Below are 22,725 nucleotides of genomic sequence, written 5' to 3'. Positions count from 1 at the left end.
CCATAGATTGATGGAGGTACTTCTCATGGCTCAGGTTCAAATCATGTCCGTTGTCGGCAGCGCGGTTCCCGCATCGCTCAGAGAAATGGGACTGCTCGCCTGCTGGTATCTGGTGCGCGACGGCGAGCCGGTCAGCGGCCCGCTCACCTCTTTGCCAGCCGCCCAGGCGCTGTCGCAACAGCTGATCAACGGCCCGTTCAAGGCTTAAGGCAGCTGCACTTTCGGTCTGGTTTCGACGAACAGCGCCCAGCTCGACATGAACAATGCAGCGATCAGCGGCCCGATCACGAAACCGTTGAGACCGAACACCGCCATCCCGCCCAGCGTCGAAATCAGGATCATGTAATCCGGCATGCGCGTGTCCTTGCCCACCAGCACCGGACGCAGCACGTTATCCACCAGGCCGATCACAAAGACGCCGAACAGCCCCAACACCACGCCCTGCCAGATCATCCCGCTGAGCAGGAAGTAAACCGCCACCGGTGCCCAGACAATCCCGGCTCCCACCGCCGGCAACAGCGACAGAAACGCCATCAACACCGCCCAGAGCAACGCACTGGGTATGTCGAGAAACCAGAAAATCGCCCCGCCCAGCGCGCCTTGCGTAATGGCCACCAGCAGGTTGCCTTTGACCGTGGCGCGCACCACCCGATTGAATTTCAGTTGCAAGCGCCGCTTGTGGTGCTCCTCCAGCGGCACCGCCGTGCGCACCTTGCGCGCCAGTTCGGCGCCATCGCGCAGAAAGAAGAACAGCAAGTACAGCATGATGAAAAAACTCACCACGAAATCGAAGGTGCCCTGGCCGAAACTGAACGCCTGGGTCGCCAGCACCTGACTGCCTTGCATCGCCGCCTTGACGATCTTCTCGCGCACGGCATTGAGTTCGCCCATGCCGAAACGGTCGAGCAGGTGCTGAAAGTACGGCGGCAGGCTGTGCTTGAACTGCGCCAGATACGCGCCGATATCAAGCTTGCCGCTTTCGATGTTGTCGTAGAGCGTCGCCCCTTCCTGCACCAGCAGCACGCTGATGACGATCACCGGCAGAATCGCGATCACCACGCAGACACTCAGGGTGCACAGTGAAGTCAGGTTGCGTTGCCAGCCGAACTTCTGCTGCAACCGGCGCTGCATCGGCGCGAATACAATGCCGAGAATCACCGCCCAGAACACCGCACCGTAGAACGGCAGCAGGATCCAGATAAAGGCCACCGTCACCAGCAGCAACAGCACGGTGAGGGATTTGAATTGCAGACTCTTTTGGTTCATGTCCGGTCCATGTCAGTCAGGCGCCACGCGCACCCGCCCAACTTAGTCAGCCCACGCCCGCGCGAGTGCCATCTTTGTTCATGGAGCATAGATCCAGATCAATAAACCCTCGCCGCGCCTCGTTTACCCTCCCGCGCTTTTGCGACCGACACCGCCATGACGCCCTCCTTCACCCCGGAACTGCTCGCCCCTGCCGGCACCCTGAAAAACATGCGCTACGCCTTTGCCTACGGCGCCGATGCGGTCTACGCCGGCCAGCCGCGATACAGCCTGCGGGTGCGCAACAACGAGTTCGACCACGCCAACCTCGCCCTCGGCATTCGTGAAGCCCAGGCCCAGGGCAAGCGTTTCTACGTGGTGGTCAACATCGCGCCGCACAACGCCAAGCTCAAGACCTTCCTCAAGGATCTGGCGCCGGTGATCGACATGGCACCGGACGCGCTGATCATGTCCGACCCCGGCCTGATCATGCTGGTGCGCCGGCACTTTCCACAGATGCCGATTCACCTGTCGGTGCAGGCCAACACGGTGAACTGGGCGAGCGTCGAGTTCTGGCAGCAACAGGGGCTGAGCCGGATCATCCTGTCCCGTGAATTGTCACTGGAAGAAATCGGCGAAATCCGCGAGCAGGTGCCGGGCATGGAACTGGAAGTGTTCGTCCACGGCGCGCTGTGCATGGCCTACTCCGGTCGCTGCCTGCTCTCCGGCTACATGAACAGACGCGACGCCAATCAGGGCACCTGCACCAACGCCTGCCGCTGGAAATATTCAGCGCAGGAAGCCACCGAAAACCAGCTCGGCGAAATCGTGCAGACCTTCGAACCACAGCCGACCCTCGGCCTCGGCGCCCCTACCGATCAGGTGTTCCTGTTGCAGGAAGCCAACCGTCCCGGCGAGATGATGCCGGCCTTCGAAGACGAGCACGGCACCTACATCATGAACGCCAAGGACCTGCGCGCGGTGCAGCACGTCGAGCGCCTGACCCGCATGGGCGTGCACTCGCTGAAAATCGAAGGCCGGACCAAATCCCACTTCTATTGCGCCCGCACCACCCAAGTCTACCGCCGGGCCATCGACGATGCGGTGGCCGGCCGCGAATTCGACCGCAGCCTGATGACCGATCTGGAATCCCTCGCCCAGCGCGGCTACACCGAAGGTTTCCTGCGCCGTCACGTGCATGACGAATACCAGAACTATCAGAACGGCAGTTCGGTGTCGGAACGTCAGCAATTCGTTGGCGAGCTGACCGGCGAACGCCGGGATCGTCTGGCCGAAGTCAAAGTGAAGAACCGCTTTGCCCTGGGCGATCATCTGGAACTGATGACGCCCAAGGGCAACTTCCATTTTGATCTGCACGAATTGCAGAGCCTAAAGGGCGAGGCTATCGACGTGGCGCCGGGGGACGGGCACACCGTGTACCTGCCGATTCCGGATGCGGTGGATCTGCGCTTCGGCTTGTTGATGCGTGACGTGAGCGGGATCTGATCCGGCTCAGGCAAACTCCTCGCGCAGCATCGCCACAAACGCCTCACGCGCCGGGTGTACCCCGGCGTTTTCATGCCAGTAGAACAAGTTGTCGATGGCCGTCAGTTCCGGGAATTCGAATCCCGAACACCCGGCGCCTTTGGCGTACTGCTCGAACACACCTTTGGGCACCAGCGCCACGCCAGCGCCGGCACTCACGCAACCGACAATCGCCCCGTAACTGGCCAGGCTGACAATCGGCAACGCCAGACCCTGACGCAACAGCCAGTGCTCCAGCGCGGCGCGATACGGACAGCCCTGCGGCCACATGAACACGGTCTTGTCCTGCAAGTCGTCGATGCCGCGTATCGGTCCGAACGAGGTTGAAGCGATCAGCAGCAATTCTTCGCGATACATCGGCGTGCGCTTGAGCTGCGAACGTTCGACGTCCACCGCGACAATCGCTCCGTCCAGACGATGATTGACCGTATCGTCGAGCAACTGGCTCCAGGTGCCGGTGGTCAGTTCCAGTGCCACGTTCGGATAGCGCTTGTGAAATTTCGCCAGCAGGCGTGGCAGACGCCCGGTGGCCGAAGACTCGATGGCGCCGATGCGCAACGGCCCGGACGGTTCGGCGGCGGGATCGACCGCCCTTTTAGCTTCAGCTGTCAGCGCCAGAATCTTCTCCGCGTAAGCCAGAAAGGTCTGCCCGGCAGGACTGATCCGCAGCCCGCGCCCTTCTCGCAGAAACAGCGCCACCCCCAGTTCCGCCTCCAGGGACTTGATCCGCGCCGTGATGTTCGACGGCACGCAAAACAGCTTTTCAGCGGCTTTGGCGATGCTGCCGACCTCGGCCACGGTCTTGAACATGCGGATTTGCGCCAGCTCCATAATCATCACTCTGAGTGAACGGTTCGCGCAGTATAAGTCAGTTGTGGCGAATGATTGGCCGCCCGGATACTCGGCGCATCAACCCTCTCGGTGCCTTGCTCATGCCTTCCACTTCACCTTTGAAAATCCTCTTGGCCATGGCCTTCGTCGTCGGCTGCTGGGCCTATTCGCCGACCGGCATTCACATCGGCCTGCAAGCCTACGATCCGGGTCATCTGGCGTTGCTGCGGTTTCTGTTGGCGTCGCTGTTCATGGCCGTGATTGCAGGCTTCAAGGGCATTCACCTGCCGCGCCTGCAAGACTTGCCGCTGTTGTTTTCGTTGGGCTTTTTTGCCGTCAGCCTGCATCACGTCGTGCTGAACATCGGCCAGCAAAGCGTCAGCGCCGGCGCGTCGAGTGTGCTGGCGCAATCGACGCCGCTGTTCAGCACGCTGCTGGCGCGGTTTCTGTTCAAGGATCGGGTCAGCGTCTGGCGCTGGGGTTGTGTGCTGACGGGATTCGTCGGCGTGGTGATTGTGGTCAGCGGCGATCGCGGCCTCGGCAGCATCGACGTTCATGGTTTGCTGATTTTGCTGGCCGCCGTTTCGTGGAGCGTTTACTTCGCCCTGCAAAAACACCAAGCCCGACGCTATGACGGGCTGACGCTGGTTTGCTACACGGTGTGGTCCGGCACGCTGTTGCTGTTGATCTACTTGCCGGGGCTGGCCGACAGCGTGGCCAGTGCGCCGCTGCGGGTGCAATGGGCGGTGCTCTCTCTGGGGGTGTTTCCCAGCGCCCTCGCCTATCTGGCGTGGGCGTTCGTGCTCAAGCATGTGGACCTGAGCCGGGCGACGATGACGCTGTACCTGATTCCGCCGACCGCGATGGGGATTGCTTCGGTGGGCCTGGGCGAACGACCGACACTGCTGGTGCTGGCGGGTTCGGCGGTGGTGTTGATCAGCGTGCTGGCGTTGAATCTGGAGCGGCCGGCGGTGATCCGGGCCATCGAGGCTTGAGTCGCAGCGTCAGGCGCCGCCCGCCGAAAACCGGTCGCGGCTGTTACTCAGGTGCAGCCACATCGCTGCCCGCGCCGCTTCCGGATCCTGGCGTCTGATCGCGTTGAAAATCGCCTCATGCTCAAGATTCGCCAATTGCCCTAGCTTGCTCAAATCCACCGCCCCGCGCTCGGCCGCATTGACCCGGGTGCGCGGAATCATCGCGCTGCCCAGGTGCTGCATGATTTCGGTGAAGCAGACGTTGCCGGTGGCTTCGGCAATCAGCAAGTGAAAGCGCCGGTCGGCTTCGACGCAACTGTCGTTGTTGGCCAATAGACGCTGATAGTCGTCCAGCGCCTGACGCATCTGCACCAGTTGTTGTTCGCTGCGACGTTGCGCGGCCAGTGCCGCCGCTTGCGTCTCGAGGCCCATGCGCAATTCGAGAATGCTGCGCACGCCCAGTGCGGTGTCAACATTCAACCGCAGCCCCTGCTCCGGCGCGCGCTCGATCACGAACGTGCCGATGCCGTGCCGCGTCTCCACCAAACCCGACGCCTGCAACTTGGAAATCGCCTCGCGTACCACGGTGCGGCTGACGCCGTGCTCCTGAACGATCGAGTTTTCCGAAGGCAACTTGTCACCGGGCAACATCTGGCCGAGCAGGATGCTCTGGGTGAGTTTTTCCACCAGATCGTGGGCCAGGTTGTGCGCGCGTTTACGGGCGGGAGCGTCGAGGTCTTCTTGCATGGTCGGATCCGGTGATCGGGGCAAGCCGATCGTAGCACTGCAGGCGATGACTTGTATGAGCTCCTATGAATTCAGGCGTTCAACTTGTATGACAACAAGTGATTTTCGCTAGAAAACTTTCACTAGCTTCACGCCAGCACTGCACATTCGCTGGCCTGGCACTCTGCACCTCGACCCGTAATAATCCTTTAAAGCCCAACAAATACGGCATTTAAAATCCAGAAAAGCATAAAAACCCTTCACCGTAGATAAATTTGATTGAGCGCCCCCACTTGTAGGACAAAAAAATCAAGTTGTATGATGTCTATCAACCACGCAGCACCCAGCCACACCCCGCATAAAAATAACGAGTGGGAGAAAACCAAGTGAAATCATCCATTGCCGGGATGAACGAGGGCGCCGATTCGGTGCTGTCCTCCGCCATTGCCAAAGTCAAACGCCACGTCCTGCCGCTGTTCGTCATCATGTTCATCGTCAATTACATTGACCGGGTGAACATCGGCTTCGTCCGCACCCACATGGAACATGATCTCGGCATCGGTGCCGCTGCCTATGGGTTCGGTGCCGGGCTGTTCTTCATCGGTTACGCGCTGTTCGAAGTCCCCTCCAACATGTTGCTGCAAAAGGTCGGCGCGCGAATCTGGCTGACCCGCATCATGCTCACCTGGGGCCTGGTGGCCGCCGGCATGGCGTTCATCCAGAACGAAACTCACTTTTACATCCTGCGTTTCCTGCTCGGCGTGGCCGAGGCCGGGTTCTTTCCCGGGGTGATCTACTACTTCACCCGCTGGTTGCCGGGGGCCGAGCGCGGTAAGGCGATTGCGATTTTCCTCAGCGGTTCGGCCGTGGCCTCGCTGATTTCCGGTCCGTTGTCCGGCCTGTTGTTGCAGATCGAAGGGCTCGGTCTGCACGGCTGGCAGTGGATGTATTTCATTGAAGGGATGTTCTCGGTCGGCCTGTGCGTGTTCGTCTGGTTCTGGCTCGACGCCAAACCCCACGACGCCAAATGGCTGACCCGCGCCGAGCAGGATGCGCTGGTCAAAGCCATCGACGACGAACAGAAGGCCCGCGAAGCCGCGACCCCGATCCGGCCGTCGCTGGGCAAACTGCTCAAGGATCGCCAGATCATCCTGTTCTGCCTGATCTACTTCTTCATCCAATTGACGATCTACGCCGCGACGTTCTGGCTGCCGAGCATCATCAAGAAGATGGGCGAGATGAGCGACTTCCAGGTCGGCCTGTTCAACTCGATTCCGTGGCTGCTGTCGATCATCGGCATGTACGCGTTCGCCTCGTTCTCGGCGAAATGGAAACACCAGCAGGCGTGGGTCGCCACGGCGCTGTTGATCGCCGCTGCGGGGATGTTCATGTCCACCACTGGCGGGCCGATTTTTGCCTTCGTCGCAATCTGCTTTGCCGCACTGGGTTTCAAATCCGCGTCGTCGCTGTTCTGGCCGATCCCGCAGGCCTATCTCGATGCGCGGATTGCCGCTGCCGTGATCGCGTTGATCAACTCGGTGGGCAACCTCGGTGGCTTCGTCGCCCCCACCACTTTCGGCTTGCTGGAACAACACACCGGTTCGATCCAGGGCGGCCTCTATGGTCTGGCCGCGACCTCGATCATCGCCGCGATCATCGTGTTCGCCGCCCGCATGACACCCAAATCCGCACCTGACATCGCCGTGGCCGATGCCGCGCCGAAACACGCTTGAAAGGACAATCCGAAATGACCGCACACGACATCGCCAAAGCCCCGATCATCACCGAGATGCAAGTCATCCCGGTGGCCGGCCACGACGGCATGCTGCTCAACCTGAGCGGCGCCCACGGGCCGTTTTTCACCCGCAACATCGTCATCCTCAAGGACAACGCCGGCCACACCGGCGTCGGTGAAGTGCCCGGCGGCGAACGCATCCGCCAAACGCTGGAAGACGCCCGCAGCCTGGTGGTCGGCAGCCCGATCGGCACGTATCAGAAGATCCTCAATCAGGTGCGCCAGACCTTCGCCGACCGCGACGCCGGCGGCCGTGGCCTGCAAACGTTCGACCTGCGCATCACCATCCACGCAGTCACCGGGCTGGAAGCCGCCCTGCTCGACCTGCTCGGCCAGCACCTCGACGTGCCGGTGGCGGCATTGCTCGGCGAAGGCCAGCAGCGTGATGAAGTGAAGATGCTCGGTTATCTGTTCTACGTGGGCGACCGCCGGGAAACCGACCTCGCCTACCGCAGCGAACCGGATGCCGACAACGACTGGTTCCGCGTGCGTCACGAGAAAGCCATGACCGCCGACGCCGTGGTGCGTCTGGCCGAGGCTGCCCATGCGCGCTATGGCTTCAAGGACTTCAAGCTCAAGGGCGGCGTGCTCAGCGGTGACGCCGAAATCGAAGCGGTAACCGCACTGGCCGAGCGCTTCCCCGACGCCCGCATTACTCTCGATCCGAACGGCGCGTGGTCATTGAAAGAAGCGATCCGTCTGTGCCGCGACCAGCATCATGTGCTGGCCTACGCCGAAGACCCGTGCGGCGCGGAAAACGGCTATTCGGGCCGTGAAGTGATGGCCGAATTCCGACGCGCCACCGGCCTGAAAACCGCCACCAACATGATCGCCACCGACTGGCGCGAGATGGGCCACGCCATCCAGTTGCAGTCGGTGGATATCCCGCTGGCCGATCCGCATTTCTGGACCATGCAAGGCTCGGTGCGCGTGGCGCAGATGTGTCACGAATGGGGCCTGACCTGGGGCTCGCACTCCAACAACCATTTCGATATTTCCCTGGCGATGTTCACCCATGTGGCCGCCGCCGCGCCGGGCGACATCACCGCCATCGACACCCACTGGATCTGGCAGGACGGCCAGCGCCTGACCAAGGCACCGCTGCAAATCGTCGACGGCTGCGTGCAGGTGCCGAAGAAACCGGGGCTGGGCGTGGAGCTGGACATGGATCAGGTGGCCAAGGCCCACGAACTCTATAAAGGCATGGGACTCGGCGCGCGGGATGACAGCGTGGCGATGCAGTTTCTGATTCCGGGCTGGACGTTCGATAACAAGCGGCCCTGCCTGATGCGCTGATCCGGATTCACTTCAACACCCTGTGGGAGCGAGCCTGCTCGCGATAACGGAGTATCAGTCGATATACTTTTCGAATTTGAAGCCGTCTTCGCGAGCAGGCTCGCTCCCACAAGGTTTCTCACTGGCCGGAAATTTCCAGCAGCCAGTGCCTGAACGCCGCCATCGCCGACGTCTCTGGTCGTGACTGCAACCGCGTCAGCCAATAGCTGCCGGTGGTGATTTCGATGGCAAAGGGTTGGCGGATCAGGTCCGCCGCCAGTTGCCGGGCAAACATCAACGGCGGCGCCAGCGCCACTCCGCCGCCCTGCAACGCCGCTTCCATCATCGCCAGCGACGAGTCGAACACGATGCTCTGAGGCGGCGCGGCATGGGTCGCCAGACCCGCCGCGTGAAACCAGTCCGGCCACTCATCGGTGCGATAGGAACGCAGCAGACGCTGCTGCAAAAGATCCCCCGGCGTGTGCAATTGCCGGGCGATTTCCGGCACGCACAGCACTGTCAATGGCGCCTCCAGCAAACGGGTCGCCTCGATACCATGCCACGCCCCGGCGCCAAACCGGATCGCGTAATCCAGCCCTTCGGCGGCGACGTCCACCCGGTTGTTGTTGGTCGACAGCCGCAAATCTATGAGCGGATGTTTCGCCTGAAAGTCCGCCAGCCTCGGCAACAACCAGCCCACGGCAAAAGTGCCCACCGCACCGACCGTGAGCATTTCCCGATATTGCCCGCCCGCCAGACGCTCGAGCATCTGCGCGATATGATCGAACGACGTGGTCAGCACCGGCAGCAGGGTTTCGCCCTCGCCGGTCAGCATCAGCCCACGGGGCAGGCGTTTGAACAGGATCACGCCGAGTTGCGCCTCCAGGCTTTTGACCTGATGGCTGACTGCGGCCTGGGTCACGCACAACTCCACGGCGGCGCGAGTGAAGCTCAAATGACGCGCAGAAGCTTCGAAGGCGCGTAATGCATTCAAAGGCAATTGAGGTCGAATCATGCCCAGTCCCAAATTTTTCTAATGGCTAGTCCGAGTTTTCATCGTTTGTCGAAAGACGCCGGACTGCCTAGATTTGGCGGCGCCGATCAGCCGGCCCGACGGAAAACGCTCGCAGTGTAGCGGGATAACACCATCAACACTCATGGAGAGTGGATCAAGCATGTCTTCGATCAACCTGAACAAACTCAAGTCCTACAGCGCTTTCGGACTTTTCTTCAGCGCCGCCACCTGCCTGGCCGCCCCGCAAACCGACGATCAGTTGCAGGCACTGGTCAAGGCCACCGTGACCCCGGTCATGCAGCAACAGGACATCGCCGGTCTGGCCGTGGCCGTGACCGTCGATGGCAAAGCGCATTACTTTAACTACGGTGTTGCCGACAAGAGCACCGGGCAAGCGGTGAGTGAAAACACCCTGTTCGAAATCGGCTCGGTAAGCAAAACTTTCACCGCGACCCTCGGCGCCTACGCCCAGGCCAGCGGTAAACTGGCATTCTCCGACAAGGCCAGCCAGCACTGGCCCGAGCTGAAAGGCAGCGCGTTCGACCAGATCAGCCTGCTGCAACTGGGCACCTACAGCGCAGGCGGCCTGCCGCTGCAATTCCCGGATGCCGCGGACTCTTCCGACAAGATGCTCGGCTATTACCAACAGTGGAAACCGACTTATCCGGCCGGCAGCCAGCGCCTGTACTCCAACCCGAGCATCGGCCTGTTCGGCTATCTGGCAGCAAAAAGCCTCGGCCAACCGTTCGATCAGATCATGACCGAAACCCTGCTGCCGAAACTCGGGCTCAAGCACACCTTCCTGTCGGTGCCCGCGTCTGAGCAAAATCAGTATGCCCAAGGCTATGACAAGAACAACAAACCGATTCGAGTCAGCCCCGGCGCCCTCGATTCCGAAGCCTATGGCGTGAAAACCAGCACCTCAGATCTGCTGCAATTCGTCCAGGCCAACCTCGACAGCGCCAAACTCGAAACCCCGCTGCAAAAAGCCATCGCCCTCACCCACACCGGCTACTACACCGTCGGCGACATGACCCAGGGCCTGGGCTGGGAACGCTACGCCTACCCGATCAGTCTCGAGCGCCTGCTGGACGGCAACTCGACGCCCATGGCCATGGAACCGCACAAGGTCAAATGGCTGAATCCGCCACAGGCGGAACCGGCGAACGTGCTGCTGAACAAGACCGGCTCCACCGCTGGCTACGGCGCGTATGTCGCGTTCGTACCGTCGAAGAAAATCGGCATCGTGATTCTGGCGAACCGCAATTACCCGAATGGAGAGCGGGTGAAGATAGCGCACAGGATTCTGGGTGAGTTGACCCGGTAATCACGCCATAAAAAACGGGCGGCCTTAGAAGGTCGCCCGTTTTTGTTCCAGGCTTGAAAACTACGCCTGTAGCTTCCAGCCCAGTACATCCATCAGGTCGCAGCTGTCGCGCAGAGGGATTGCCAGCACTCGGGCGAAGTCCTGCAGCAGCAAGGCGTCGTGGCCGATGCTGTCGCTCAATGAAAGTGTTTCCAGCAGTTGAGTCACGCTGCGCAATCGGTAGGCGGCAGTGCCGTGGAGTACGTCTACCGGGGCTTCGCGGTCGATCAGGAGACAGGGAATCTGGCAGTCGATGCCGGTGATGGGGATGTAGCGGGGTTTGGGGTTGGCGATGTGTTCGGGGGAATCTGAATTCGTGGGAGTTTCGGCTGCGTTCGAATCAAATTTGTTCATGCGTGAAGATCTCGTGCAGTTAGAGAAAAAACTGCCGAGCTCCCTTCCACAAGAGGGTGGCAGCTTTGCGCAGGTGTGGAAGTCCGGGATCCCAAAAAACCCGGTGCACTCAAGAGTGCTCCTGCGCATAGCTGCCATAAGCAAACAATGTTGGCATAAAAGGCGCCAACAAGTGTTTACAGGCGCACATGCGCTTTCGGGATTCACCGGACTTCCACATCCGACCGCTGATTTTGCAGCGGCACGATGAGGTTATCGGCGTACGACGCAAGCCACCAGTTCACCAACGCCGCCGCGTTTTGAAGGAAACGTCCGATGGATTTGAAGGGTGTTGCCGCGTAAATTTCCGGGCACATTCAGCAATGATTTTCAAAGGTGACCGGCTGAAAGAGATGCATCTAAACTGCACCGCATTGCCGGGTTATCGCGGATGAAATGACGTTCGCCAAGCACCTGACCGACTGAAACACAGAGGGGAATGAATGAAGATCGACAGCCTCAAACTCACGAATGTAGGTCGGTTCAATGACATCACCGTTCATTTGGCTCCTGTCGCCGGATCCCATTCCAACGTTACCGTGTTCGTGGGAATCAATGGCGCCGGCAAAACCACCCTGCTGAAAGCGCTCACCACCTGCCTGAGCTGGCTGATAGCGAGAATTCGCACCCGAAAAGGCAATGGCAGCCATATCGCAGAGGAAGACATTCGCAACGGGACTTCTGCTGCCATCGTCTCGATCGCGGTAGCAGAACCTGCACATCCCCGAGTCAATGCCGAGTCTGATCCCGATGAAGAAGACGATGTATTCGTATGGGGCATGTCACACAGCAAACAGGAAGGGAAAGCTACTCTGCGCAGCTCCTTGGAAGACGTAAATCTGCTCGCCGACCACTATCGCGCCCTGCTGACAGCTGGGTACAACGCCTCACTTCCCCTGATCGCCTACTATCCGGTGGAGCGTTCGGTTCTAGAAATCCCGCTGAAAATCAAAAGCGGACAAACCTTCGATCAACTGGCGGGCTACGACGACTCACTGAAACACAGCACCGACTTTCGCCGCTTCTTTGAATGGTTTCGGGAGCGTGAAGACAGCGAAAACGAGTCCGGCATTTCCGATTCCGCGTTGAACGAAATAGCTCAAAAACTTGGTGCCGAGAGCGAAGCCTGGAAGACGTTATCCAATCTCAAAGCTTCGTCCCGCGACTCCCAACTGACGGCCGTCCGCTCCGCCATCGCGGCCTTCATGCCGGGCTTTACCAACCTGCGAGTACAACGAAAACCTCGCCTGCACATGGCGATCGACAAGGACGGTGTCACTTTCAATGTCGCCCAACTGTCGCAAGGCGAAAAGTCGATGCTGGCACTGACCGGTGACATCGCCCGCCGACTGGCCATGATGAACCCGTCACTGGACAATCCGCTCCACGGCGAAGGCATCGTACTTATCGATGAAGTGGATCTTCACCTGCATCCGGAATGGCAGTTCAACCTTATCCAGCAATTGAGCAAAACATTTCCAAACTGCCAATTCGTGCTGACAACCCAGTCGCCCTTGGTCGTTAGCGAAGCAAAAAATGCACTGGTTTACGTTCTGAATGACGACGAGCTCTTCGAGCGCAATAGCCTTTGAAAATTCGATACCAGTCAGATGTGGATCAAAACCACAGGAACCGGCATCAGCAGAACAGTGCTGAATTGTCCTCCATGACCGCCTGCGGTCATCTTCAGATCAAAACACCGTGGGCAAAAAAATGGCGAACGCTTGATAACGTTCGCCATTTTTATTCAGATCCCTCCGCCATCAATCATCCGGCATTTCCGGCGGCTTGGTTGGTTTCGCAGGTTTTGCCGGCTTACCGTTCTTCGTTCCCTTGGCCGGTGCCGCCTCGGTGGCCGCTGGAGGTGGAGGCGCGGCGACCAGCTCCTTCTCGGCGGCCGGCAATGCATCGATGGTGTCGAAGACTTTCTTCAGATCCACCGACTTCGCCTCGTCCCCGGCGGCCGACAGTTTGGTTTCCCCGTCCTTGCCCATCAGAAAGACTTTCGGATAGGCCCCGGCACCCAGCTTCAGCGAGCGCAGCAACGCCATGGTGTCCTGTTGGCCAAGATCCTTGCCGTCAAGCTGTCCGGCCATATTGAGGATGGTGTAGACCTTGAGCTTGCGGTCGGCGATCCCCTGCTTGTTGGCGGGATCCTCAAGAGATTTTTTCAGGCTCACCCAGACCGGGTCGACCGTACTGCTGGCGATGACGATCAAGGGGCGGTAATTGCCTTTGTCGACATCCAGAGGGGAATCGTTGTCCCCGGCGAACAAGGGGCCGGCAATCGCCAGCAAGAGTGTCAGGGTCAATGACCTGATGAGCATGCGCATCTCCTTTTGATATCCACGCTCTAATGATTGCGCATTGTGGCGATTGTTCCGGGGTTGCCCGGCAAATATGTTTCGCCTTGTTCAAAGCGTAGGTCAGCAACGATTTTGCGCAACCGCATGCGCTCGATCATGTCGCGCATTTGATTACCTTTTATGACCGTATCGGGAAGACGATTCAGCCAGAAGTGCTCGCCTGGAGCAGTGCCGAATCCAGCGCCGCTTCCAGCCCGGACGAATCGACACGTCGGCCTTCAAGCCGCAGCGCTCCGTCAGCGAGGCTGACGCTCAAGGTCACCGCAGGCATGTCGCCCGGATACCTGCGCAGCAACAGTTCGATGCCGTTGTCGCTTTCCTCGCTGGTGGAGATCAGATCCCACTGGCTGTCGCTCAAGTCCAGCAGCGTCTGATTGCGCTGTTGATCGACCACCCGTGGCGCGTAGAGCCAGTGACTCATGCGCATTTCCCGGGGCTCGACCGTGATGGCGAGGCGGCCATTGCAATGGAATGTTGTTTCGCTCATGGCTGCCTGCCGATCAGAACGCCAGTTTGTAACCGATCAACACCAGCATGGTCGCCAGGCACGGACGCAGCAGTTCATCGGAGACCCGACCGGTCAGGTGACTGCCGAGCCAGATGCCCGGCAACGAACCCATCAGCAGGAAGCCCAGCACGCCCCAGTCCATGTTGCCCATGCTGGCGTGGCCGAGGCCGGCGACCAGGGTCAGCGGTACGGCGTGGGCGATTTCGGTGCCGACCAGACGGCGGGTCGGCAGCAGCGGATAAAGGATGAACAGCGCGACGGTGCCGAGGGCGCCGGCGCCGATGGAGGTCAGGGCGACCATGGTGCCGAGAATCAGACCTGTGATCACGGTCATGATGTTCAAGCGAGTGCCGCTGGGGTTGTAGTTGCCGCCGGCACGTTTGTGGGCGAATTCCAGCAGGCGCTTCTTGAACAGAATTGCCAGCGCCGTGGCGAACAGCACGAAGCCCAGTGCCTGCTTGATGATGGCGTTCATCGCATCCGGTGCGGTGTGCAGGGTGCTGAGGAACCACAAGGTCATCGCCACCGCCGGGACACTGCCCAGGGTCAGCCAGCCGGTGATGGCCCAATCGATGTTCTTGTTCTTCCTGTGCACCAGCACACCGCTGGATTTGGTGATGGCGGCGTACAGCAGGTCAGTGCCCACCGCCGTGGCCGGGTTGATACCGAACCACAGCAGGATCGGCGTCATCAACGAACCGCCGCCGACACCGGTCATGCCGACGATAAAGCCCACCACCAGCCCGGCAATCACCAGGCCGAAATTTGCCAATTCCATGAAGACATCCAGAAGACGACAGGAAAAATCTGGCCCGCAGCATAGCGATTTTTCTTATAACCACCTATATCGATCCGATCTATCGTTATGCCATTTTATGCTTCAGTGCTGTCGCCGGCCAGGTTTGAAACTGTGGGTGGAATTGATCCACACCGTGGCCAGCGCAATCAGCGACAAAATCAACAGCGCCCACGGAAACGACATCGCCCCCGCCCAGTCCAGCAGCAACCCGCCAAACAATCCGCCGCCGGCAATCGCCACGTTCCACGAGGTGGTGAGCATCGCCTGCACCACATCGACATGTTCACCGGCAGAGTCCGCAGCGGCGGTAAGCAGCAACGTCGCCGAGCCGCCGAACGACAATCCCCACACCGCCATGCAGGCATAAATCAGCCACGGCGACGGTGCGGCCAGCGCCAGCACCAGTGCGGTCACGGCAAACACCGCGAGGCTGATCAGGGCCAGTCCGCGCAACCAGCGATCCACCAGCAGACCGATGATCCAGATTCCCAGCAGCGAACACAGACCAAAGACCAGCAGCACCAGATCGACCCGCTCGCCAAGGCCGGCCTGCATCAGAAACGGCGCGATGTAGGTGTAGAGAATGTTGTGACCGAGCATCCAGGTCAGCACCACGAACAGTACCGGGCGCACGCCGGGCAAGCGCAGTGACTGCATCAATGGCAAACGTTCGGCACGGGCCTGACCCGGACGATCCGGCACCGCGATGACGATCCACGCCGCCAACACCAGAGCCAGTGCCGACATGATCCCGAACGAAGCCCGCCAGCCGATCACATTGCCCAGCCAGGTGCCGGCCGGCGTGCCCAGCGACAACGCCACCGGGGTGCCGAGCATGGCAATCGCCAGCGCCCGGCCCTGCTGATGCACCGGCACGATTCCGCGGGCGTAACCGGCCATGATCCCCCACGACAGCCCCGCCGCCATCCCGGCCAGAAACCGCGAGGCCAGGGTCACGCCGAAATGAGTGGAAAACGTAGTAATGGTGTTGAACAGCAGAAATCCGCCGACCGTCATCAGCAGTACCCGCTTGCGCCCCCAGCCTCGGGTGGCGACCGTCAGCGGAATCGCCGCGACAATCGAGCCCAGTGCATACAGCGTCACCAGTTGCCCGGCCAGCACTTCGCTGACGTTCAAGCCGGCGCCGATCTGCGGCAACAGACCGGCCGGCAGGGTTTCGGTGAGGATGGCGATGAAGCCGGTCATGGCAAACGCCAGCAGCGCGGCGTAAGGCAGTTTGTCGGTGCGGGTGGCACGCTCCAGGCTCGTGTATTCGGCGCTTGCGGGGTCGGTCATGACGGGTGCAGCTCCCTTTGAGTCAAATCGGACGACAGATTGTATACAAAACTTGTCGTCCGCCACTCTACCCGACCTGGCTTACTGCACGGGCAAAAAATTCAAAAACAGCAGGCTCTGGGCGTAATTCAAACCGATGCGCCGGTAGCGCTCGTCGAGCATCTGGGTCAGCAGATCGAGGCGCGCCACGACTTTGCCGAACTCCGTGGCGAAACTCAGGTTGCTGCCCTCCTCGGAAATTTCGTTGGAGAACAGCAGCGGCTGGCCTTCCTTGTTCTGCCGCTGAGCAAGGATCCATGTGGCTTTCTCGATGTTGCGCGCCGCGTTGTTGACGAAGGTCGGGTTGATCGCATCGGTCATGTAGAACTCGATGCGGTTGCCGTGGGCAGTGACCAGCATGCTGCCGATGGCATAGATGAAGGCACCGACCCGGTCACCGAGAAACTCCGGGCTCATGGCGTAGCTCAGTGCCGCCAGGTCTTTTTTGCCGCCAAGGGTCGGCAGCGGTTGCTGCTGCTCGATGGCCAACCGCACTTGCTTGACCGCCGTGCGAATGTCGAGGAAGCCGGATTTGCGCAACTCGTCCGGGTTGCGCAGGTACAACTTGCCCATCAGGCGATAGAGGCTGTCGAGGTTGTCGCGCATCGCCAGGGTGGCCATGCGATCGACGCTGGTCTGGAGAAATTCCTGAGGCCTGCCCTCGCGCATCTGGCTGATGAAATTGTTGCTGTCCTGATGGCTGCAAGCGCCGAGCAACAGCGTCGACAGGCAGGCCAGCAACAGGCACGGGCGATGAATGAATGCAGCGATGTGGGGCAAAACTCTCGGCATGAATTCTTTGACGGACACATTCCTGTGCGGCGGGAGTCACCGCAACCTGGCCATGGATAGAGCCGGGGATTGCGCAAAAGTGCAGTGCCGCAGCTTTTTCCCGACTTTCGGCGTTCGACGAATCACCATTTAGTCCGACTTTATTTTTGCAATAAGCGTTTAATCGTCTATAAATTTTCACTCAAACGATAATTAGCATGACTATTTAGTGATTTTGAAAACAACAACAAAAAGGAAGGTCAACCATGTTTCAATCCCGACACTCACTCTGCGGCCTCGGACTGTCCCTGATGATCGCCACCCTCACCGCCCAGGCCGCCGGCCTGTCCAGCGAACACAAAGCGTTCGGCAAAACCAATGACGGCACGCCCGTCGAGCAATACATCCTGCGCAACAGCCACGGCATGCAGGCCACAGTCATCACCTACGGCGCGACCTTGCAGGCGCTGCAGGTGCCGGACAAACACGGCAAGCTCGACGACATCGTCCTCGGCTTCGACGATGTGCAGGGTTACCAGAAAGGCACCGCGTACTTCGGCGCAACCATCGGACGCTTCGGCAATCGCCTGGCCGATGGCGCCTTCGAGCTCGACGGCAAACGCTATCAAGTGCCGCAGAACGACAAGACCAATGCCTTGCACGGCGGCACTCAGGGCTTCGACAAAAAGGTCTGGAAGGCACAGGAAACCAAAGACAAGGACTCGGTGGGCGTGACCCTGACCTACCTGTCGGCGGATGGCGAAATGGGTTTCCCCGGCAACCTCACCACCGAAGTGACCTACCGCCTCACCGACAGCAACGAACTGCGCATCGACTACAAGGCCAGCACCGACAAACCCACGGTGCTCAACCTGACCAACCACAGCTACTTCAACCTCGCCGGCGCCGGCAACGGCGACATCCTCAAGCAGGTCGCCACCCTGCACGCCAGCCATTACACCCCGGTGACCGCCAAACTGATCCCGACCGGCGAACTGGCCCCCGTGGCCGGCACACCGATGGACTTCACCAAGCCCACCGCCATCGGCCTGCACATCAAGGCCGATCACCCGCAACTGAAATTCGCCGAACCGCAACACGGTGGCTTCGATTTCAACTGGGCGCTGGACACCAAGGGTGAGGTCAGCAAACTTGCCGCCGAAGTCAGCGACCCGCAATCCGGTCGGCATTTGCAGCTGTTCACCAACGAACCGGGCGTGCAGTTCTACACCAGCAACTTCCTCGACGGCACGGTCAAGGGCAAGGGTGGCAAGGTCTATCCGCACTGGGGCGCGTTCACCCTGGAGACCCAGCACTATCCGGACTCGCCGAACCAGCCGAACTTCCCGAGCACCCGGCTGGATCCCGGCCAGACCTACACCCAGAGCGTGGTGTTGAAGTTCTCCGCGAAATAGCCACCCTCGCCTCCTTTCTGGAACCGGACGGAACCCGTGGGCTATCCTGCTGCCCACCAAGGTATCGACCGTTTCGGAAAGGAGGTTTGAATGCGTACCCTCGAACTGGCTGGCGTGCAGGTTCCGGTGATTGGCCAGGGCACCTGGCGCATGGGCGAAGACCGCTCGGCGCACAAGCGTGAAGTGGCGGCCCTGCGCAGCGGCATCGAGCTGGGCATGACCCTGATCGACACCGCCGAAATGTATGCCGAGGGCGGTGCCGAAAGCGTGGTCGGTGAAGCCATCGCCGGCCTGCGTGATCAAGTGTTTCTGGTCAGCAAGGTCTACCCGCACAACGCCAGCCGCAAAGGCATTCCCCAGGCTTGCGAACGCAGCCTGCGCCGGCTCGATACCGATTACATCGACCTCTATCTGTTGCATTGGCGCGGCCAGTATCCGCTGGAAGAAACCGTCGAGGCCTTCGAGCGCCTGCGCGAGGACGGCAAGATCGGTCGCTGGGGCGTGTCGAACTTCGACGTGGACGACCTCGAAGAACTGTCTTCATCGGCGTGCGCGACCAATCAGGTGCTGTACAACCTGGAAGAGCGCGGCATCGAATTCGACCTGCTGCCGTGGTGCCAGCAACAGCGCATGCCACTGATGGCGTACTGCCCGATCGGCCAGGGTGGCGCGATGCTGGCCGAGCCGGTGCTGAAACAGATTGCCGCTCGTCACGGCGTGACCCCGGCACAGGTTTCGCTGGCGTGGATTCTGCGTCAGGATGGGGTGATTGCGATTCCCAAGGCCGTGCGCCCGGAACACGTGCAGCTCAATGCACAAGCGGCGCAGCTGCAACTCGATGCCGGGGATCTGGCGGCGCTGGACCAGGCGTTTCACGCGCCACAACGCAAGCAGCGGCTGGCCATGGTCTGAGCCACCGCCGACTGACAGAGGGCTTCGCCATGAGAAGCACTGATCAGGACGATCCATTCAACCTGCAACGTTTCGTGCTCGCCCAGGACCCGGTGTTCGAACGGGTCCAGCGCGAGCTCGGCGAGGGCCGCAAGCGCAGCCACTGGATGTGGTTTGTGTTCCCGCAGTTCGCCGGGCTCGGCGGCAGCGAGATGTCCCGGCGCTTCGCCATCGGCTCCGCCGGTGAAGCCCGGGCCTATCTGGCCCATGAGCTGCTCGGCGCCCGGCTGCGCACCTGCGCGCAGCTTGTGCTGAATGTGCCGCAGCGTTCGATTGCCGAGATTTTCGGCCACCCGGACGACCTGAAATTCCACTCATCGATGACCCTGTTCGCCCAGTTCGCGAACGACGACAGCCTCTGGCATCAGGCACTGGAGCGCTACTTCCACGGTATTCAGGATGAATGGACCCTGCAGTTGCTGGACTCAAAACAAGCCCAGTTGCCCCCCGATCAGGGTTGAGAAATCGTCGTCGACAAACGGCAGGATCGCATCCGCCACCGGTTGCAGCTGGCGGGTGATGTAGTGGTCGTAGTCGATGGCCGCGCGGCGCACCTCCAGCGGTTCAGGCCCGGCCAAGGTGATGACGTAGCTGATCCAGCCACCGTTCTGGTATTGCCGCGGGCGGCCGTGCTCTGCGTTGTAATCGTCAGCCAGTCGCGCCGCACGCACGTGGGGCGGAACGTTGCGTTCGTAGTCGTCGAGGGTGCGGCGCAGGCGCTTGCGGTAGACAAGTCGCTCGTCGAACTCGCCGGCCAACGTCTTGCGCACGTACTCGCGCACGTAATCCTGATACGGCTTGCGCTGGAAGATCCGCTCGTACAGCTCCTGCTGGAACTGCCGGGCCAGCAGCGACCAGTCGGTGCGCACGGTTTCCAGGCCTTTGTAGACCATTTCTTCGCTGCCGTCGGCGCGGGTCACCAGGCCGGCGTAGCGCTTCTTGCTGCCCTCCTCTGCGCCGCGAATGGTCGGCATCAAAAAGCGCTTGTAGTGGGTTTCGAACTGCAGTTCGAGGGCGCTTTCCAGCCCGTACTGCTCGCGCACATGTTCGCGCCACCAGTCGTTGACGTGCGCAACCAATGCCCGGCCGATTTGCGCTGCCTCCTCCTGACCGTGGGGGCGACGCAGCCAGACGAAGGTCGAGTCGGTATCGCCATAGATCACCGCGTGGCCCTGAGCCTCGATCAACTGCCGGGTGCGCAGCATGATTTCGTGACCGCGCAAGGTGATCGACGAGGCCAGCCGCGTATCGAAAAACCGGCAACCGCTGGAACCGAGCACGCCGTAGAAGGCGTTCATGATGATCTTCAGCGCCTGGGACAACGGCGCGTTGTGTTCGCGTTTGGCGGTCTCGCGGCCCTCGGCGACCCGGGCGACGATGGACGGCAGGCAATGCCGGGTGCGGGAGAAACGCGCGCCGCGAAAGCCCGGTACCGAATCGGCGTCATCCGGATGCTGCAAGCCTTCGATCAACCCCACCGGGTCGATCAGGAAGGTGCGGATGATCGACGGATAAAGGCTCTTGTAGTCGAGCACCAGCACCGATTCGTACAGCCCCGGCTGCGAGTCCATGACAAACCCGCCGGGGCTGGCCTGCGGAGGGTTGGTACCAAGGTTCGGCGCCACAAAACCCTGACGGTGCATCAACGGCATGTACAAATGGGTGAACGCCGCCACCGAACCGCCGCTGCGATCCGCCGGCAGGCCGGTGACGCTGGCGCGCTCCAGCAAAAATTTCAGCAGCTCGGTTTTGGCGAAGATCCGCGTGACCAGTTCGCAGTCCTTGAGGTTGTACTTGGCCAGCGCCGGTTTGTCCTCGGCGAACATGCGGTTGATTTCGTCCATGCGCTGGTACGGGTTGTCGATCGATTTGCCCTCGCCGAGCAACGTCTGGGCGACGTTTTCCAGGCTGAACGACGGGAAACTCCAGGTCGCCGAGCGCAGAGATTCGATGCCATCGATGATCAGCCGCCCCGCCGCGGCCGCGAAGTAATGATTGCGGCTGCCGTGTTCGCGCCACTGCATTTCCTCGCCGCCGCGCCCGAGCTTGAGCGGCACACCGAGGCGTCGGGCGTGTTCATGGAGGACGCGCAGGTCGAACTGCACGAGGTTCCAGCCAATGATCGCGTCGGGGTCGTGACGGGCGAACCAGTCGTTGAGCTTCTTGAGGATCAGCGTGCGCGATTCGCAGTACTCAAGGTCGAAGTCGACGATGCTGTCATCACCGTTCGGCACGCCGAGCATGTACACCTGTCGCTCACCGCAACCTTCCAGCGCGATGGAGTACAACTCGCCCTGCTCGGTGGTTTCGATGTCCAGAGAGACCAGTCGCAGTTGCGGACGATAGTCGGGTGAAGGCTTGAGGTGGGCGTCGAGCAGCACACCCTCGGCATCGGGCGTGCCACTGAACCATACCGGCGCGGTGATGAAACGCTCCATCAGGTAGCGCTCGGGTGGTCGCACATCGGCTTCAAAGACATCGACACCATGACGGTTGAGCGCCGTTTCCAGGCGCATCAACTGCCCGTGCTGCTGGCAATACAGCCCGAGCACCGGGCGATGTTCGAAATCCTGCAGGGCCAGGGGGCGCAGTTCGACGTTCTTTTCGTCCGCCAGCACCCGCTCGGCCTGTTCGCGCTGCGCCGCCGGGATGAACGCCACTGACGGTTGATGCGGCAGGCGCACGCGGCGCGGCCCGGCGTCGGTCGCCAGCCAGAACTCGACTTCGGTGCCGGCCGGGGTGTCATGCCAATGCCGGGTCAGGACGAAGCCCTGCTGTAAATCCACCACTGCGACCTCAAGAATTGATTCAGACAGGCATTCTACGCGGCATTGCCGCCTCCGGTGGCAAAGGCCTCGCCAGGAAAAAACCCTCAAATGACGTTTTTTGCGTGTTATCTGCCGTTTTGCGACCTTGCTCTGTGCGCCACGGTCTACGATGCTTGGAGAACAACGACAACACCTGAGTAACCGCCATGAAAACCGTCGCCCAGCTGCTCAAGCTCAAAGATCAGAAAAATCAGGAAGTGCACCAGATCAAACCCGATCACATGGTGCTCGAAGCGCTGATGAAGATGGCCGAGAAAAACGTCGGCGCCTTGCTCGTGGTGGAGGACGAAAAAGTGGTGGGCATCATCAGCGAGCGTGATTACGCACGCAAACTGGTGCTGCATGGGCGCTCGTCAGTCGGCACCCCGGTGCGCGACATCATGGTGGCAAACGTGATCACGGTGGACACCCACCAGACCGTCGACACCTGCCTGAGCATCATGTCCGACAAGCGCCTGCGTCACTTGCCGGTGGTCGAAAACGGCAAACTGCTGGGCCTGCTGTCGATCGGTGACCTGGTCAAGGAAGCGATTGCCGAACAGGCCGAGCTGATCAAACAGCTGGAGCAGTACATTCGCGGAGAGTGA

The 22,725-nt window shown here is 60.7% G+C and carries 22 protein-coding genes; 11 read left to right on the top strand and 11 right to left on the bottom strand.

The window, feature by feature from the left end:
- Positions 1-25: 25 nt before the first annotated feature.
- Positions 26-208, top strand: a complete 183-nt coding sequence (locus tag OQ248_RS21135; protein ID WP_265813880.1) for a hypothetical protein — start codon at positions 26-28, stop codon at positions 206-208.
- On the opposite strand, the gene OQ248_RS21130 is transcribed toward OQ248_RS21135, so the two are convergent.
- Positions 205-1,266 carry an AI-2E family transporter gene (locus OQ248_RS21130; protein WP_265813879.1) on the bottom strand — a complete coding sequence of 354 codons (1,062 nt, stop codon included), beginning with the start codon at positions 1,264-1,266 and terminating at the stop codon, positions 205-207. The two genes, OQ248_RS21135 and OQ248_RS21130, sit on opposite strands and share 4 nt — an antisense overlap.
- 156 nt (positions 1,267-1,422) lie before the next feature.
- Here OQ248_RS21130 and yegQ point away from each other — a divergent pair, with 156 nt between their 5' ends.
- On the top strand, positions 1,423-2,751 hold the full coding sequence (gene yegQ, locus OQ248_RS21125) for a tRNA 5-hydroxyuridine modification protein YegQ (RefSeq protein ID WP_265813878.1): 1,329 nt from the start codon (positions 1,423-1,425) through the stop codon (positions 2,749-2,751).
- Positions 2,752-2,757: 6 nt separating this feature from the next.
- On the opposite strand, the gene OQ248_RS21120 is transcribed toward yegQ, so the two are convergent.
- The gene (locus OQ248_RS21120; RefSeq protein WP_265813877.1) at positions 2,758-3,621 is read right to left on the bottom strand and encodes a LysR substrate-binding domain-containing protein; all 864 of its coding nucleotides are present in this window, start codon (positions 3,619-3,621) and stop codon (positions 2,758-2,760) included.
- A gap of 101 nt (positions 3,622-3,722) precedes the next feature.
- Here OQ248_RS21120 and OQ248_RS21115 point away from each other — a divergent pair, with 101 nt between their 5' ends.
- Positions 3,723-4,616, top strand: a complete 894-nt coding sequence (locus OQ248_RS21115) for a DMT family transporter (protein WP_265813876.1) — start codon at positions 3,723-3,725, stop codon at positions 4,614-4,616.
- 9 nt (positions 4,617-4,625) lie between these two features.
- Here the strand turns inward: OQ248_RS21115 and OQ248_RS21110 are convergent, their stop codons facing one another.
- Entirely contained in the window at positions 4,626-5,342 is a 717-nt protein-coding gene (locus OQ248_RS21110) for a FadR/GntR family transcriptional regulator (protein ID WP_119427992.1), read from the bottom strand.
- A gap of 365 nt (positions 5,343-5,707) precedes the next feature.
- Between OQ248_RS21110 and OQ248_RS21105 the strand changes: the two genes are divergently transcribed.
- Both OQ248_RS21105 and gudD read left to right on the top strand, forming a co-directional pair.
- The gene (locus OQ248_RS21105; protein ID WP_265813875.1) at positions 5,708-7,054 is read left to right on the top strand and encodes an MFS transporter; all 1,347 of its coding nucleotides are present in this window, start codon (positions 5,708-5,710) and stop codon (positions 7,052-7,054) included.
- Positions 7,055-7,068: 14 nt separating this feature from the next.
- A complete protein-coding gene (gene gudD / locus OQ248_RS21100; RefSeq protein ID WP_207983349.1) occupies positions 7,069-8,412 on the top strand; it encodes a glucarate dehydratase in 1,344 nt (447 codons plus the stop codon).
- A gap of 118 nt (positions 8,413-8,530) precedes the next feature.
- Here the strand turns inward: gudD and OQ248_RS21095 are convergent, their stop codons facing one another.
- The gene (locus OQ248_RS21095) at positions 8,531-9,406 is read right to left on the bottom strand and encodes a LysR family transcriptional regulator (RefSeq protein ID WP_265813874.1); all 876 of its coding nucleotides are present in this window, start codon (positions 9,404-9,406) and stop codon (positions 8,531-8,533) included.
- 160 nt (positions 9,407-9,566) lie between these two features.
- On the opposite strand from OQ248_RS21095, the gene ampC reads away from it, so the two are divergent.
- Positions 9,567-10,733, top strand: coding sequence for a class C beta-lactamase (ampC, locus tag OQ248_RS21090; protein ID WP_265813873.1), 1,167 nt, complete (start codon positions 9,567-9,569; stop codon positions 10,731-10,733).
- A 60-nt stretch (positions 10,734-10,793) separates the two neighbouring features.
- Here ampC and OQ248_RS21085 read toward each other — a convergent pair whose 3' ends face one another.
- Entirely contained in the window at positions 10,794-11,066 is a 273-nt protein-coding gene (locus tag OQ248_RS21085; protein ID WP_265815121.1) for a hypothetical protein, read from the bottom strand.
- Between the two features lie 542 nt (positions 11,067-11,608).
- On the opposite strand from OQ248_RS21085, the gene OQ248_RS21080 reads away from it, so the two are divergent.
- A complete protein-coding gene (locus tag OQ248_RS21080; protein WP_347710547.1) occupies positions 11,609-12,757 on the top strand; it encodes an AAA family ATPase in 1,149 nt (382 codons plus the stop codon).
- A gap of 171 nt (positions 12,758-12,928) precedes the next feature.
- Here the strand turns inward: OQ248_RS21080 and OQ248_RS21075 are convergent, their stop codons facing one another.
- The 5 genes from OQ248_RS21075 to OQ248_RS21055 form a co-directional block, all read right to left on the bottom strand.
- Entirely contained in the window at positions 12,929-13,492 is a 564-nt protein-coding gene (locus tag OQ248_RS21075) for a DUF4174 domain-containing protein (protein WP_265813872.1), read from the bottom strand.
- A gap of 181 nt (positions 13,493-13,673) precedes the next feature.
- Positions 13,674-14,018, bottom strand: coding sequence for a hypothetical protein (locus OQ248_RS21070; protein WP_265813871.1), 345 nt, complete (start codon positions 14,016-14,018; stop codon positions 13,674-13,676).
- Between the two features lie 13 nt (positions 14,019-14,031).
- Positions 14,032-14,817: a sulfite exporter TauE/SafE family protein gene (locus tag OQ248_RS21065; protein WP_085732239.1), complete on the bottom strand. Its 786-nt coding sequence runs from the start codon at positions 14,815-14,817 to the stop codon at positions 14,032-14,034.
- A gap of 102 nt (positions 14,818-14,919) precedes the next feature.
- Positions 14,920-16,134 carry an MFS transporter gene (locus OQ248_RS21060; RefSeq protein ID WP_265813870.1) on the bottom strand — a complete coding sequence of 405 codons (1,215 nt, stop codon included), beginning with the start codon at positions 16,132-16,134 and terminating at the stop codon, positions 14,920-14,922.
- 81 nt (positions 16,135-16,215) lie between these two features.
- Entirely contained in the window at positions 16,216-16,965 is a 750-nt protein-coding gene (locus OQ248_RS21055; RefSeq protein ID WP_265813868.1) for a hypothetical protein, read from the bottom strand.
- 245 nt (positions 16,966-17,210) lie between these two features.
- Here OQ248_RS21055 and OQ248_RS21050 point away from each other — a divergent pair, with 245 nt between their 5' ends.
- From OQ248_RS21050 to OQ248_RS21040, 3 genes are all read left to right on the top strand, one after another.
- A complete protein-coding gene (locus tag OQ248_RS21050) occupies positions 17,211-18,359 on the top strand; it encodes an aldose epimerase family protein (RefSeq protein WP_265813867.1) in 1,149 nt (382 codons plus the stop codon).
- Positions 18,360-18,449: 90 nt separating this feature from the next.
- A complete protein-coding gene (locus OQ248_RS21045) occupies positions 18,450-19,271 on the top strand; it encodes an aldo/keto reductase (RefSeq protein ID WP_085732241.1) in 822 nt (273 codons plus the stop codon).
- Positions 19,272-19,300: 29 nt separating this feature from the next.
- Positions 19,301-19,771: a DUF1810 domain-containing protein gene (locus OQ248_RS21040; protein ID WP_265813866.1), complete on the top strand. Its 471-nt coding sequence runs from the start codon at positions 19,301-19,303 to the stop codon at positions 19,769-19,771.
- Here OQ248_RS21040 and OQ248_RS21035 read toward each other — a convergent pair.
- Positions 19,736-22,096 carry a DNA polymerase II gene (locus tag OQ248_RS21035; RefSeq protein WP_265813865.1) on the bottom strand — a complete coding sequence of 787 codons (2,361 nt, stop codon included), beginning with the start codon at positions 22,094-22,096 and terminating at the stop codon, positions 19,736-19,738. The genes OQ248_RS21040 and OQ248_RS21035 overlap by 36 nt on opposite strands.
- A 188-nt stretch (positions 22,097-22,284) precedes the next feature.
- On the opposite strand from OQ248_RS21035, the gene OQ248_RS21030 reads away from it, so the two are divergent.
- On the top strand, positions 22,285-22,725 hold the full coding sequence (locus OQ248_RS21030; RefSeq protein ID WP_085712511.1) for a CBS domain-containing protein: 441 nt from the start codon (positions 22,285-22,287) through the stop codon (positions 22,723-22,725).

The organism is Pseudomonas sp. COW5 (genome assembly GCF_026240005.1).
In the GTDB taxonomy this organism is placed as follows: Bacteria; Pseudomonadota; Gammaproteobacteria; order Pseudomonadales; family Pseudomonadaceae; genus Aquipseudomonas; species Aquipseudomonas kribbensis.
The sequence above is the reverse complement of the archived record's forward strand: the minus strand, read 5'-3'. Positions and strand labels throughout refer to the sequence as shown.

Bases quoted from the DNA above. Each gene is read 5' to 3' on its own strand.
- OQ248_RS21065 (WP_085732239.1), bottom strand. From the start codon at position 14,817: ATGGAATTGGCAAATTTCGGCCTGGTGATTGCCGGGCTGGTGGTGGGC.
- OQ248_RS21050 (WP_265813867.1), top strand. From the start codon at position 17,211: ATGTTTCAATCCCGACACTCACTCTGCGGCCTCGGACTGTCCCTGATG.
- OQ248_RS21070 (WP_265813871.1), bottom strand. From the start codon at position 14,018: ATGAGCGAAACAACATTCCATTGCAATGGCCGCCTCGCCATCACGGTC.
- OQ248_RS21120 (WP_265813877.1), bottom strand. From the start codon at position 3,621: ATGGAGCTGGCGCAAATCCGCATGTTCAAGACCGTGGCCGAGGTCGGC.
- OQ248_RS21115 (WP_265813876.1), top strand. From the start codon at position 3,723: ATGCCTTCCACTTCACCTTTGAAAATCCTCTTGGCCATGGCCTTCGTC.
- OQ248_RS21110 (WP_119427992.1), bottom strand. From the start codon at position 5,342: ATGCAAGAAGACCTCGACGCTCCCGCCCGTAAACGCGCGCACAACCTG.
- OQ248_RS21045 (WP_085732241.1), top strand. From the start codon at position 18,450: ATGCGTACCCTCGAACTGGCTGGCGTGCAGGTTCCGGTGATTGGCCAG.
- OQ248_RS21130 (WP_265813879.1), bottom strand. From the start codon at position 1,266: ATGAACCAAAAGAGTCTGCAATTCAAATCCCTCACCGTGCTGTTGCTG.
- OQ248_RS21055 (WP_265813868.1), bottom strand. From the start codon at position 16,965: ATGCCGAGAGTTTTGCCCCACATCGCTGCATTCATTCATCGCCCGTGC.
- OQ248_RS21040 (WP_265813866.1), top strand. From the start codon at position 19,301: ATGAGAAGCACTGATCAGGACGATCCATTCAACCTGCAACGTTTCGTG.
- yegQ (WP_265813878.1), top strand. From the start codon at position 1,423: ATGACGCCCTCCTTCACCCCGGAACTGCTCGCCCCTGCCGGCACCCTG.
- OQ248_RS21080 (WP_347710547.1), top strand. From the start codon at position 11,609: ATGAAGATCGACAGCCTCAAACTCACGAATGTAGGTCGGTTCAATGAC.
- gudD (WP_207983349.1), top strand. From the start codon at position 7,069: ATGACCGCACACGACATCGCCAAAGCCCCGATCATCACCGAGATGCAA.
- OQ248_RS21030 (WP_085712511.1), top strand. From the start codon at position 22,285: ATGAAAACCGTCGCCCAGCTGCTCAAGCTCAAAGATCAGAAAAATCAG.
- OQ248_RS21135 (WP_265813880.1), top strand. From the start codon at position 26: ATGGCTCAGGTTCAAATCATGTCCGTTGTCGGCAGCGCGGTTCCCGCA.
- OQ248_RS21095 (WP_265813874.1), bottom strand. From the start codon at position 9,406: ATGATTCGACCTCAATTGCCTTTGAATGCATTACGCGCCTTCGAAGCT.
- OQ248_RS21060 (WP_265813870.1), bottom strand. From the start codon at position 16,134: ATGACCGACCCCGCAAGCGCCGAATACACGAGCCTGGAGCGTGCCACC.
- OQ248_RS21075 (WP_265813872.1), bottom strand. From the start codon at position 13,492: ATGCTCATCAGGTCATTGACCCTGACACTCTTGCTGGCGATTGCCGGC.
- ampC (WP_265813873.1), top strand. From the start codon at position 9,567: ATGTCTTCGATCAACCTGAACAAACTCAAGTCCTACAGCGCTTTCGGA.